This window comes from Patulibacter sp. SYSU D01012 (assembly GCF_017916475.1).
In the GTDB taxonomy this organism is placed as follows: domain Bacteria; phylum Actinomycetota; class Thermoleophilia; order Solirubrobacterales; family Solirubrobacteraceae; genus Patulibacter.
In genome coordinates, this window is record NZ_JAFMTB010000001.1 from 680,196 (window position 1) to 692,317 (window position 12,122).

10 protein-coding genes are annotated in these 12,122 nt (G+C 78.7%); 3 read left to right on the plus strand and 7 right to left on the minus strand.

All coding sequences use genetic code 11. From position 1 onward, the window contains the following. Window positions 1-22: 22 nt before the first annotated feature. From J3P29_RS03010 to J3P29_RS03020, 3 genes are all read left to right on the plus strand, one after another. Window positions 23-1,096 carry a Gfo/Idh/MocA family oxidoreductase gene (locus J3P29_RS03010; protein WP_349239756.1) on the plus strand — a complete coding sequence of 358 codons (1,074 nt, stop codon included), beginning with the start codon at window positions 23-25 and terminating at the stop codon, window positions 1,094-1,096. Continuing rightward, window positions 1,093-2,475, plus strand: coding sequence for a nucleotide sugar dehydrogenase (locus tag J3P29_RS03015; RefSeq protein WP_210491553.1), 1,383 nt, complete (start codon window positions 1,093-1,095; stop codon window positions 2,473-2,475). Before J3P29_RS03010 ends, J3P29_RS03015 begins: the two co-directional genes overlap by 4 nt. 224 nt (window positions 2,476-2,699) lie before the next feature. Continuing rightward, window positions 2,700-3,752 carry a glycosyltransferase gene (locus tag J3P29_RS03020; protein ID WP_210491554.1) on the plus strand — a complete coding sequence of 351 codons (1,053 nt, stop codon included), beginning with the start codon at window positions 2,700-2,702 and terminating at the stop codon, window positions 3,750-3,752. Here J3P29_RS03020 and J3P29_RS03025 read toward each other — a convergent pair. From J3P29_RS03025 to J3P29_RS03055, 7 genes are all read right to left on the minus strand, one after another. Beyond that, window positions 3,749-4,414: an acetoacetate decarboxylase family protein gene (locus J3P29_RS03025; RefSeq protein ID WP_210491555.1), complete on the minus strand. Its 666-nt coding sequence runs from the start codon at window positions 4,412-4,414 to the stop codon at window positions 3,749-3,751. The two genes, J3P29_RS03020 and J3P29_RS03025, sit on opposite strands and share 4 nt — an antisense overlap. A 38-nt stretch (window positions 4,415-4,452) precedes the next feature. Beyond that, the gene (locus tag J3P29_RS20595; protein WP_210491556.1) at window positions 4,453-5,385 is read right to left on the minus strand and encodes a glycosyltransferase family 1 protein; all 933 of its coding nucleotides are present in this window, start codon (window positions 5,383-5,385) and stop codon (window positions 4,453-4,455) included. Beyond that, window positions 5,382-6,557 carry a glycosyltransferase family 4 protein gene (locus J3P29_RS03035; protein WP_210491557.1) on the minus strand — a complete coding sequence of 392 codons (1,176 nt, stop codon included), beginning with the start codon at window positions 6,555-6,557 and terminating at the stop codon, window positions 5,382-5,384. Before J3P29_RS03035 ends, J3P29_RS20595 begins: the two co-directional genes overlap by 4 nt. A 55-nt stretch (window positions 6,558-6,612) precedes the next feature. Next, a complete protein-coding gene (locus tag J3P29_RS03040) occupies window positions 6,613-8,820 on the minus strand; it encodes an O-antigen ligase family protein (RefSeq protein ID WP_210491558.1) in 2,208 nt (735 codons plus the stop codon). After that, a complete protein-coding gene (locus J3P29_RS03045; protein WP_210491559.1) occupies window positions 8,810-9,475 on the minus strand; it encodes a hypothetical protein in 666 nt (221 codons plus the stop codon). Before J3P29_RS03045 ends, J3P29_RS03040 begins: the two co-directional genes overlap by 11 nt. Before the next feature lie 116 nt (window positions 9,476-9,591). Then, window positions 9,592-10,659: a glycosyltransferase family 4 protein gene (locus J3P29_RS03050; RefSeq protein ID WP_210491560.1), complete on the minus strand. Its 1,068-nt coding sequence runs from the start codon at window positions 10,657-10,659 to the stop codon at window positions 9,592-9,594. 8 nt (window positions 10,660-10,667) lie between these two features. Next, on the minus strand, window positions 10,668-12,086 hold the full coding sequence (locus J3P29_RS03055; protein WP_349239757.1) for a glycosyltransferase: 1,419 nt from the start codon (window positions 12,084-12,086) through the stop codon (window positions 10,668-10,670). Window positions 12,087-12,122 lie beyond the last annotated feature (36 nt).

Here is a 12,122-nt window from a genome sequence, read left to right on the forward strand (position 1 = left end):
GACGAGGACTAGGCTCTGGAGCGTGAGCCCCGCCGACGACCCCGCCGCCCCGCCCGTCCGCCCGCTGCGCGGCGCCGTCGTGGGCCTGGGGATGATGGGCCGCCACCACGCGCGCCTGCTGCAGACGGCGGGCGTGACGACCTTCGCCGGCGCCGTCGACCCCGAGGGCGACCGCCACGGCGCCGTCGGCGACCCGGCGCTCGTCTTCCCCACCGTGCACCGGCTGCTCGACCGGCCGGCGGACGAGCGGCCCGAGATCGCGATCGTCGCCGTCCCGACCGAGGAGCACCTTCCGGCGGTGCTCGACCTCGTCGCCGGCGGCGTGCACGTCCTCGTCGAGAAGCCGCTCGCCGAGAGCCCCGCGGTCGCCCGCGAGCTGATCGCCGCCGTCCGCGCCGCCGGCGTCCACGGCGCCGTCGGCCACGTCGAGCGCTGCAACCCCGCGCTGCGCGAGCTGCGTCGGCGCGTGCTCGGCGGCCAGCTGGGGCAGGTCTTCCACGTCGCGACGGAGCGCCTGGGGCCGTTCCCCGCGCGGATCCGCGACGTCGGCGTGGTGAAGGACCTGGCCACCCACGACCTCGACCTGGTCGGCTGGCTCGGCGGCTCGGGCGTCACGACCCTCGCCGCGCAGACGCAGCACCGGATGGGCCGCCCGCACGAGGACCTGGTCAACGTCGTCGGCCGCCTCGAGGACGGGACGACGTTCACGACGATGGTCGACTGGCTGTCGCCGACGAAGGTCCGCCAGACCCGCGTGCTCGGCGAGCGGGGGATGCTCGTCGCCGACACCCTCACCGCCGACCTGACGTTCTACGCCAACGGCGAGGTCACGAGCGAGTGGGACGCCGCGCGCACGCTGCGCGGCGTCAGCGAGGGCGACGTCACCCGCTACGCGCTGTCGCGCCGCGAGCCGCTGCTCGTCGAGCTGGAGGCGTTCTGCGCGCTCGTGCGCGGGGACGAGGACCCCGGCGCGGTCACCCTGGACGAGGGGCTCGCGGCGGTCGACCTGGCGGACGCCGTGCTGCGCGCCGCCGCGTCGCAGGAGACGGTGCGCGTGCTGCCGGTGCGCGCCACGGACACGGAGGAGATCCGATGAAGGTCGTCGTCGTCGCGCTGGGCAAGATCGGCCTGCCGCTGGCCGCGTTCGCCGCGGTCCGCGGCCACGAGGTGGTCGGGGCCGACATCGACCCGCGCGTGGTCGAGCAGGTGAACGCCGGCGAGGAGCCGTTCCCGGGCGAGGGCGGCCTGGCCGACGCGCTGCGCGAGACCGTGCCCGGCCACCTGACCGCGACCACCGACACCGCCGCCGCGGTGGCCGCCGGGGCGGACCTGGTCCTCGTGGTGCCGCCGCTCCTGGTCGACGCGCACGCCCACCCCCAGTGGGACGCGATCGACGGCGCGCTGCGCGCCGTCGGCGAGGGGCTGCGGCGTCGGCACGCCGCCACGGGCTCCGCCGTCGGCCCCGACGGGACCCCGCCGAGCGTCGTGGTCGAGACCACCCTGCCCGTCGGCTCCACCCGGGGCCGGGTCGCGCCGCTGCTCGAGCAGGCCAGCGGGCTGCGCGAGGGCGTCGACTTCCACGCCGCGCACAGCCCCGAGCGCGTCTACAGCGGCCGGATCTTCCGTGACCTGGAGACGTACCCGAAGATCGTCGGCGGCCTGGACCGCACCGGCGAGGCGCGCACCGCCGAGCGCTACCGCCGCCTGCTGCACGGCGACGAGGCGACCGCGGCCGGCGAGGCCGGCGCGTTCCCGCCGCGGCCGGCGGGCGACGCGATCGAGGTGCGCGAGCTGGCGGGCGCCGAGGCGGCCGAGCTGACGAAGCTGGCCGAGACGACGTACCGCGACCTGAACATCGCGTTCGCGAACGAGCTCGCCCGCCACGCCGACGTCATCGGCGTGGACGTCGACGCGGTCATCGACGCGGCCAACAGCCAGCCGTTCAGCCACATCCACCGCCCGGGCGTCGCCGTCGGCGGCCACTGCATCCCGGTCTACCCGCGCTTCTACCTGGAGGGCGACCCCGACGCGACGCTGCCCCGCGCCGCGCGGGCGGTCAACGAGGCGATGCCGGCCTACGCGGTCGAGCTGCTCTCCGGCCTGCTCGGAGACCTGGACGGCCGGCGCGTGCTCGTGCTCGGCGCCGCGTACCGCGGCGGCGTGAAGGAGACCGCGTTCTCGGGCGTCTTCGCCCTGCGCGACGCGCTCGCCGCCGCCGGCGCGGTCCCGGTCGTCGCCGATCCGCTCTACGCCGACGACGAGCTGCGGGCGCACGGCCTGGAGCCGTGGGACGGCGGGCCCGTCGACGGCGCCGTCGTCCAGGCGGACCACGCGCCGTACCGCGCGCTGCGCCCCGAGGACCTGCCGGGCGTGCGCGGGGTGGTCGACGGACGCGGCGTGCTCGACGTGGAGGCGTGGCGGGCGGCGGGCGTGCCCGTGCGCCGCATCGGCCGCGACGCCCGCCGGCCGGACTGATCCGCGGCCGGGCGCGCGGCCCCGGGCCGGCGGGCCGCCCGCCGCGCCCGGGCCGCCGGACGTCCGGAGCGCCCTCGTCCCCGGCACGGGCGCGCGACGAGCCGTCAGGATGGAGCGGCGCCCGTGCTGGGTACAGGGACGCCGCACGCGGCCCGGGGCGGGTGTCCGCGCGCGCCGGCCACGCCGCCCGCGAGGCCGTCGATCTCTACCGTGCGTGGACCCGCGTGAGCCGCATCACCATCCTCATCCTCTCCGTCAACGAGGCGCCGCTCCTGCGGTGGTCGCTCCCCGCCGCGTGCGCGCAGGGCGCCGACGAGGTCGTGGTCATCGACGACGCGTGCACGGACGCGACGCCGGAGCTGTGCGAGCAGTTCGGCGCGCGCCGACTACGGCTGACCCGCCGGCGCGGCTACGCCGCCGCGATGAACGCCGGCCTGGCCGCCTGCGGCGGGGACTGGATCCTGTGGTGCAACGCCGACTGCGTCCTGGCGGAGGGGTTCCTCGACGCGCTGCGCCCGCACCTGGACAGCCCGACGCTGGGCTCCGTCGTCCCGCGGCTGCTGCGCGCGACGGGGATGGCGCCCGAGCACCGCACGCACGAGATCGACGCCGCCGGCCTGACGATCGACCACCGCCGTCGCTCGACGCTCGTCGGCCACGGCGAGCCGCTGGAGCGCTACGCCCGCACCGGCCCCGCGTTCGGCGGCGACGGCGCCTGCGTCCTGTACCGCCGCGCGTGCCTGGACGAGTGCGCGATGGGCCTGGAGGTGCTGGACGAGGACATGGGCCTGTGGGCGACCGACGCCGACCTGGCGTGGCGGGCGCAGCTGCTGGGCTGGGACGCCCGCTACGAGCCGCGCGCCGTCGCCTGGCACCGCCGCTTCGACCACTCCGGCGACTCCCGCGCCGACCGCGCGCACCGGCGGCTGCAGTTCCGCAACCGCCTGCTGATGGTGGTGAAGAACGAGACGCCGGCGGGGCTGGCCCGGTCCCTCGGCTGGGCGCTCGCGCACGAGGCGGGGGCGCTCGCGCGGGCCCTGACGGTCGAGCCGTTCCTGCTGCGCGGGTACCTGGACGTGCTCGGCGAGCTGCCCGCGGCCCGCCGCCGGCGGCGCTGGGTGCAGGCCCGTCGCCGCGCCGCGCGCCGCGACCGCTCGTCCGGCCGCCGGCCGCGTCCGCCGCGTCCGCCGTTCGGCCTGCGTCCGCCCGCGGCCGAGCCGACGATCGGCGCCGCCGCCGAGGGCGCCGCGGGCGGGCAGCCCCAGCCGACCGCCTAGCCGCGGTCGACGGTCCGCACCGACGGGCCGAAGCGGATCGCCATGTCGCGCAGCACGGCGCTGCCGAGCTGCCGAGCGCCGCGCAGGTACGCGAGCGGCCCCACCGCGGGGAACTCCCAGCGCGTGCGGGCGGGGTGCATCCGCGCGAGCGCCTGCACCTCGGCGAACGTCGTCGCCCCGTCCAGGTGCTGCGCCGTCGGCATCGGCACGCGCCGCCACCCCGGCAGCCGGGGGCCCTGGCGGGCCGTCGCGTTCGCCAGCGGGACGCCGTCCGCGGCGGCGCGCGCGGTGATCGGCCCCGACCACGTCTGGGCGAACGTCGCCAGGCCCTTCGGGATCCCCCACAGCGCGCGGCCCCCCGCGACCGAGGCCGGGCTGTCGACCCAGATCTGCGGGATCGACGCGACGGGCACCAGCCCACGGCGCCCCGCGACCGCGACCAGCAGCTCGTCGTACGTCAGCACGCTGCCCGCCTCGTAGCGCACGAACGCCGTGAAGACGAGGGCGTCGCCGCCGACCCGCAGCGGCCGCACGTCCGCCGGCACGACGTCGCCCGTCACCGCCGCGACGGCACCGGCGTCGACCCGCCACAGCGTCGCCAGCATGCTGCCGCCGAGGTGCCACGGCTCCGGCGGGTACTCGGCGGTGACCGGCAGCGTCATGGCGCGATCCTACGGGCGGCACGGCGTGCCGGGAAGGGCTACGCGAGCTCGCGGTACACGGCCCACGTCGCCCGGCCGACGTCCTGCCAGCTCCACGACGGCGGGGGCGGCGCCGGGCGACGCAGGCCCTCGGCGGTGCGGACCAGGGCGGCGACGTCGTCGCGGGGGACGAACGCCGCACGCACGCCCAGCACCTCGCGCAGGGCCGGCTGGTCGGCGCAGGCGACGGGGCAGCCGCACGCCAGCGCCTCGACCGCCGGCAGGCCGAAGCCCTCGTCCTGCGACGGCAGCACGAGCGCGTGCGCGGCGCTGTAGAGCGTCGCCAGGTCGTCGTCGGAGACCTCGCCGGTCACGTGCACGCCGGGCCGCGCGCGCAGCTCGTCCGTCCAGGCGCCCGCGGGGCCGACGAGCACGAGCGGCAGCGTCCGGGGCGCCGCGGCCAGCTCGCGCACCCGCTTGCGGGGGTCCGGGCGCCGCATCCCGCCGACCCACAGCAGGAAGTCGCCGGGCAGCCGCAGCCGCTGGCGCAGCGCCACGACGGCCTCGTCCGGGGCGGGCCCGAAGACGGGGTCGGGGGCCTCGTGGATGGTCCGCAGGCGCTCCTCGCGCACGCCCAGGTGCTCCACGACGTCGCGGGCCACCGCGGCCGTCGGCACGATCACGCGATCGACGTGCGGGATGGCGAGGTAGCGCAGGCGGAAGCGGACGCCGGTGCGCAGGTAGTCCTGGCGGCGCTTGAGGGGGACGACGTCGTGGAGCGTGACGACGCGGTGGCGGCCGGCGCGCAGCAGCGCCCCCTCCAGCCACGGGCTGTGGAAGACGTCGGCGTCGCCGCGCCGGGTCGCGCCGCGCACCTCGACGATCTCGTCGTCCGGATCCGCGGTCGTGCGCAGCGCGTCGACGAGGCACCGGACGTACCGCGCGACCCCGCGGACGTCGGCGGCGCCCCGCGTGTCGACGGCCACCCTCACCGGGGCTCGTCTCGCCCCGGGTGGGCGGCGGCGGGCGCGTCGGCGGCGGCCCCGGCGGGCGCGCTGTCGCGGCCCGACGCCGGGTCCAGGACGACGTGGAGGCGGTCCGCCACCGCGTCCACCGCGAACCGGCGGCCGGACCGACGGCACGCGTCGACGAGGAACGGGCCGTTCCGCAGCGCCCACACGATGCCGTGCGCGAGCGAGTCGGGATCGGCGGGCGGCACGAGCCGGCCCGTCGTGCCGTCGTCGACGACGTCGAGGTGGCCGCCCACCGCGGTCGCCACGACCGGCACGCCGAGCGCCTGCGCCTGCGCGGCGCGGGTCGGGAACGCCTCGGCCCGCGCCGGGCAGACGAGGACGTCCAGGTGCCGCAGCAGCCCGGGCGCGTCGGCGGGCCCGGCCCAGCGGTCCAGCCCTGCGGCGGTCGCGCGGCGGGCCAGCAGCCGCGCCTGGCGCGGCGTGGCGCTGCCGCCGTGCTCGCCGACGAACACGATCCGGGCGCGCGGCACCTGGTCGCGGACGCGATCGGCGGCGGCGACCAGGTCGAGCGGCGCGGTGCGCGGCTCGAGCGGGCCGACGAAGCCCACCACGGGGCGCTCGTCCGCGGCCCACGGCGCGACGACGGGCGGCGGCTCGAGCAGCACCGGCCGGCCGACGGCCCGGACGTCGCGGCCGACCGCCCGGCCGACCGCGGTCGCGGTCGCGGCGCTGTCGGCGACGAGCGCGTCGGCGGCGGCCCAGCCCCGCGGGGCGCGCGCCGGCGTCTCGGCGATCCGCAGGACGGTGCGCGGCGGGCGACCGGGGGCGGGGCGGCGGCGCAGGCGGTCGCCCACCAGCGCGGACGCGGCGGCCAGCCCGGCGCCGCGCAGAGCGGGCAGCAGGCGGGCGGCGACGGGGCCGTCGAGGAGCACGACGTCGTGCTCGGCGGCCAGCGCCCGCGCCTCGGCGAAGGCCAGCGGCGCCGACGCGGCCCCGCGCACGCCGGGCGGGCCGCCGACGCCCAACCGGCGCCAGGCGACGCCGTCGGGCGCCTCGGGCGGGCGCCGGCCCGACGGCCCGGTCATGGTGATCCGCCAGCCGCGGTCGACGAGCGCCGGCGCGGCGCGCAGCAGCGCGCGCTCGGCGTCGCCGGGCCGGTCGACCGCGTGCACCACCAGGAGGGAGGGCATCGACCCGAAGGCTAGTGCCCCGGGGCGCCCCGGTGGGCAGGCTGGTCGCGGGGCGCTACGGGGCGGCGGGCGCGGTCGTCGTGCTCGCGGCCCCGGCGGCGCCCGGGGCGGTGCCGCCCGCGGCCGCGGCGGCCTGCTCGCCGCCGGCCTTCTTGGCCTGCTCGAGCTGTAGGCGGCGGGTGGCGGTGATGGCGATCAGGTTGGCGTCGCGGCTGGTCGGCGCCATCTTGAGCGCCACGCCGACGGCCTGCAGCGCGGCGAGCGGCCGCTCGGCGGTGTCGAGCTCGAACTCGGCCAGCCGCTGCCAGGTCGTGGGGACGGCGGGCTCCAGGTCGATGGCCTCGCGGTACAGCCGGCGGGCGCCGTCGACGTCGCCGCGGCGCACGCGGACGCTCGCCTGGACGTACCGCGCGTCCGTCGACAGGGGGTCCAGGTCGCGGGCGTCCTGCGCGTGGCGCTCCGCCGCCGCGACGTCGTTCGCCCCGAGCGCCTCGAAGGCGGCGTCCTGCGCGCGCTCCGAGCGCCACGGCAGCGTGATCGACACGCAGGCGGCGACGGTGACCGCGGCCGCCAGGACGGCCACGGCCGTGCGCGGCGAGGCCAGGCGCAGCGGCGGGCGCTCGCCCAGGCCGCCGCCCGCGAACGCCGCCTCGGCGCCGCGGCCGACGACCCACCCGGCCAGCAGCATCACCGGGACGGTCACGCCGGGCAGGAACCACGTCCAGTCCGCGAACGAGGAGACCGCGAACGCGGCGACGACGCCGACGGCCGCGGCGACGCCGTCGCGCTCGGCCGTCCGGGAGCCGCCGCGCAGCGGCCCCCACAGCCCGAGCGCACGGCTGGCGGCCGCGACGAACGCGAGCGCCAGCGCCAGCTGCACCGCCATGCCGATCCAGCCCAGGTCGGCGAGCGTCTGCGGGATCCAGCCGTGGGCGTGCTTGGCCACCTGGCCGTTCGTCGCGCCGCGGATGCGCGACTGCACGGCCCCGAAGCCGCCGGCGCCGACGCCGTGGGTGGGCTGCAGCTCGAACAGGTCGATGCCCTGCCGCCAGTACGTCGACCGGGCGGAGCTGGCCTCGGTCAGGCGGGACGGGTCGCCCGACGGGAGCGCGACCGTCGGGTCGGTCAGCTGCTTGTACGCGTTGGTGATCGAGCCCGTCAGGCCGCGCTCGCTCGTGGCCAGGACGCCGACGCCGGCGAGCGGGACGAGCGCGACGGCCACCGCCACCACGACGCCCAGGCGCCGGCGCTCCTCCGTGCGGAAGCCGGCGAAGACGGTCGCGAACTCGACGACGAGCCCGATGACGAGCAGGAAGACGAGCGCCGAGAGCAGCAGCACGCCGAACTCGGCGCCCGCGGTCTCGCGCGCGGCGAAGACGACGCGGTCGGTCGACAGGTCGGCCTTCGCGAACGCCCAGATGCCGACGAAGCCGCCGCCGAGCACGCCGACGACGAGGATGAGGAGGCTGTGCAGGCGCCGCGGGGCCAGCACGATCCAGACGAGGGACCCGACGGCGGCGGCCAGCAGCGCGCCGCGCGAGTACGTCTGGAGGAGCGTGATCACCGCGAGCGCGGCGATCGGGTACGCCGTCGCGTTGAGCGGCCGGTAGCCCTCGCGGCGCGTGCCGAGCCACAGCGCGAGGACCAGGCAGAAGGTCGCGATCGCCCCGACGCCGTTCCAGTAGCCGATCGGGGCCTGCAGGCGCGCGAAGACCTGCTCGAGCGGCACGTCGGTCGGGAAGACCTTCGACCCCAGACCGACGGCGCAGATCACCGTCGTGCCGAGCAGCACGCCGCCGAGCGGCGCCTGCCAGCGGCCCGGCGCCAGGCGGGCGGCCGCCGCGCCGCCGGCCATCACGGCCACGTACGCGAGCGTGCGATTGGTCTCGAACCACGAGCCGTCGGGAGCGACGGACCAGCCGATCGACAGCCCGGTCACGAGCACGAGCGCGGCCGCGCCGAGCAGCGTCCCGGCGCCCCAGGGCCGCGAGGTGCGGCGCGCCAGGAGCGCGGTGACGACGCACAGCAGACCGGAGAGGACGGTCAGGGCCAGCAGCGGCGGCGTGGTGGCGGAGACGTTGCTGCCGGTCTTCGCCTCGGTCACCGTCCACAGCAGCAGCGCGGCGACGAGCAGCACCCACGGGGCGTCGCCGGTCAGCACGCCGGGCACGCGGCGGCGGCGCGCGGCCGGACCGTCCGCGGGGACGGTCCGGGGGAAGCTGGGGGAGGGCGGAGCCGCGGGGGCGGCGGGCTCAGCGGCCACGGCGTCGGCGCAGCGCCTGGAATCCGGTGGCGCCCCCGGCGATGCACGCGGCCGCCACGCAGGCGATCAGCGTGACCAGGAGCGGGACGGGCAGCGTGGTGCGGCCCGACCCCAGGTCGTACGCGGCCGCGGGCACCTGCGCGTCGCGCAGCGCCTCCTTCGAGCTCGCGGCGGCGTCGGCCGCGGCGCGCGCGGCGACGCGCTCGGCGTCCGTCGCCTGGCCGGCCGTGCTCAGCGTCGGCTCGGGCGCCGTCTCCGTCGTCGTGCCCGCGGCGGAGGACCCGCCGCCGGAGCCGGTCGTCGTGTCGCCGCCGCCGGTGGTGGCGGACCCGCCGCCCGAGGACCCGCCGGCGCCGCCGCCGGTGCCCCCGCCGCCCGTGCCGCCCGTCGTGCCGCCGCCGTCCTTCGTGCCGCCCTTCGCCAGAGCGTTCTGCGCCCGGATGATCGTGTCGGCGCAGTCGGAGTAGTCCGCGTCGTTGCCCTCGAGGTTCTGCAGCGCCTGCTGCAGCTCCTTCGCCGTGAACTTCGTCGTCAGGGTGCCGGACCCGCACTCCTTGTAGACGCCCCGGTAGTCGGCCGAGGCCGCGGCGGGCACGACGGCGGGCGCCAGGGCGGCGGCGACGAGGAACGGGATGAGGCTGAGGCGGTTGCGCACGTGGTCTCCCCTTCGTGGGTGCGAGGTGGCGGAGGCGGGCAGCGCGCCGCGGTCGACGGCCCCGCGGTCAGCCCGATCAACCTAGCAACCCCCGCGCGGGGCGATCGATGCGGTGTCTACGCGGGCGACTCGGCGTCCCGCACCGCGGCGAGCATCCCCGCGGCCCAGGCGGCGAAGGTGAACGCCCGCACGTCGCGCCGGCCGTTCTCGCCCAGCGTCCGCGCCTCGTGGGGGGCGACCGCCAGGCGCGTGAGCGCCCGGGCCAGGTCGAGCGGGTGCGACGCCGGGACGACCAGGCCGTTGCGCTCGTGCCGCACCAGGCCGCCCGCCGCGGCGCCGACCGCGTCCGTCGCGACGACCGGCACGCCACGGTGCAGCGCCTCGTTGCAGACCAGGCCCCACGGCTCGACGAACGACGGCGTCCGCTCGGACGGCACGCAGAGCACGTCGGAGCGGTCGAGCCAGTGCCGGACGTCCTCCGGGGGCACGGGGCCGAGCGCGCGGGCGCCCGGCAGGCCGGCGTCCGACGCCGGCTCGGGGCCCAGCAGCGTCAGCTGCGCGCCGACGGCCTCGTACAGGTTCGTCTGCCGCCAGGCGACGAGCAGGATCTCCAGGCCCTTGCCCGGGGCGTCGCGGCCGACGAACGTGATCCGGAACGGCGCGTCGGGATCCCGCGGCGGCGCGGGCGGGTCGACCCACACGGCGGGGTCGACGGCCTGCGGGGCGTCGTGGACGCGGCGGGCGCCGAGCGCGCGGACGTGCGCCGACACGTGCGGGCCGTACGTGACGACGGCGTCCGCGTCGCGCACGATGCGCCGCAGCAGCGGGCGGGCGGCGACGAAGGCGGGCGTGCGCGGCTCGTGCCACAGCGCGCTCCACAGCACGAACGGGGTGCCGCCCATCCGGGCGCCGCGCCACGCGGACGGCAGCGCGATGCGGCCGGCGGTGCCGGCCACGACGGCGCGCCAGCGGTCCCGCTGGGCGGCCAGGCGCAGGATCTGCCGCTGCTCGACGCGGTGGACGGGCACACCCGGGTCGTCGACGGACCGGGTGAAGTGGTGGTCGCGGCCCTCGAAGACCGCCACCTCGACCGGCGCGATCTCGGCGAGCGCGCGCAGCGCGCCCACGCGCTCGGGCGGGACGCGCGAGGTGACGAGCAGGATCGGCCGGGTGCGGGACGGCACGGGCGACATCATCGCGGCTCCGGGGCGGCGGCCCCTGCCGGAGGCGGCGCGGCGCCCCCGGCGGACGGCCCCGCCGGGAGGGCCGCGCGGTACGCGCGGACGGTCTGGCGGCCGCAGCGGGACCACGTGAAGGCGTCCTCCACGGTGCGGCGGGCGGCGCGGCCCAGCGTCCGCCGGTGGCCGGGATCGCGCAGGAGGCGGTCCAGCGCGTCGGCGAGCGCGCCGACGTCGCCCGGCGGCACCAGCACGATGCCCTCGCCGGCGTCGGCGATCTCGTGCGGGCCCGGCTCGCCGAGCGCCGCCACGACGGGCATCGCGGCCGCCATCGCCTCGACGTACGCCACGCCGAACGCCTCGTCGACGGACGGCATGACGAAGACGTCGGCTTCGCGCGCGGCCTCGAGCGCCTGCGCGTGGGGCAGCTGGCCGCGCCACTCCACGCGATCGGTCAGGCCCAGCTCGTTCGCCAGCCGCTCGAGCGCCGGCCGCTCCGGGCCGTCGCCGATGATCCGGTACCTGGCGCAGGGGTGCCGGTCGCGGAGCAGCCACAGGGCGCGCAGGACGTCGGCGTGGCGCTTGCGCGGCACGACGTGCGCGACGGTGACGAGCGTCGGCGCGGGCTCCGTCGCCGGCGGCGCGCTCAGCAGCTGCCCCGACCCCCAGCGGCCCCGTGCGCGCCGGCGCACCGGCGCGTCCTCGTCCGTCGGCGCCCGCCACACGCGCTCCTCGTGCCAGCGCAGCAGGTCGTCGGCGGGCGGCAGGTCGGTGCCCAGGCGCACCACCCGCACGCGCGTGGCCCCGAGCGCCGCGCAGCGGTCGGCCGTGCCGGAGCTGTTGGCGAGCACGCCCGTCGCGGCGGCGAAGGTCGCCCGCACCGCGGCCTCGCCCTGCCGGGACCGCGGCGCGGTGTAGTACACGTCGCCGCCGTGGACGGAGACGAGCAGCGGCGCGCCGCCCGTCGCGCGGCGGCCGGCGCGCCGCACCGCGTCGCCCGCCGGCACGGCGTTGTGCGCGTGGACGACGTCGTAGGGGAAGGTCCGGCGCAGCCGGCGCAGCGCGCGGGCCAGCGGCCGCGCGGCCCACCGGCCCCAGGACCCGTACGTCCGCCCGCGACCGGGGCTGTGGAAGCGCACGTACGTGACCGGGATGCCGTCGAGGACGGCGTGGCGCGGCTGCGCGCGCATCCGCCGCAGCGTGGCGAGCACGTCGCGCGGGCGCGTGGCGCGCGGCGGCACGGGCCGGTGCAGCACGAGCACGTGCACCTCGGCGCCGGCGTCGCGGGCCGCCAGCGCCTGCTGGTGCGCCCACACGCCCAGGACGGGGTCGTCCGCGCGCGGGTAGAACTCGGCGACGACGCAGACGCGCAGCGGACGGTCGGGCACGGCGGGCGGCGCGGGCGGGGCGGCCGTGGCGGGGGTCGAGGACACGTCCCCGCAGCCTATGCCACGCCCGCCGTCGGTTCC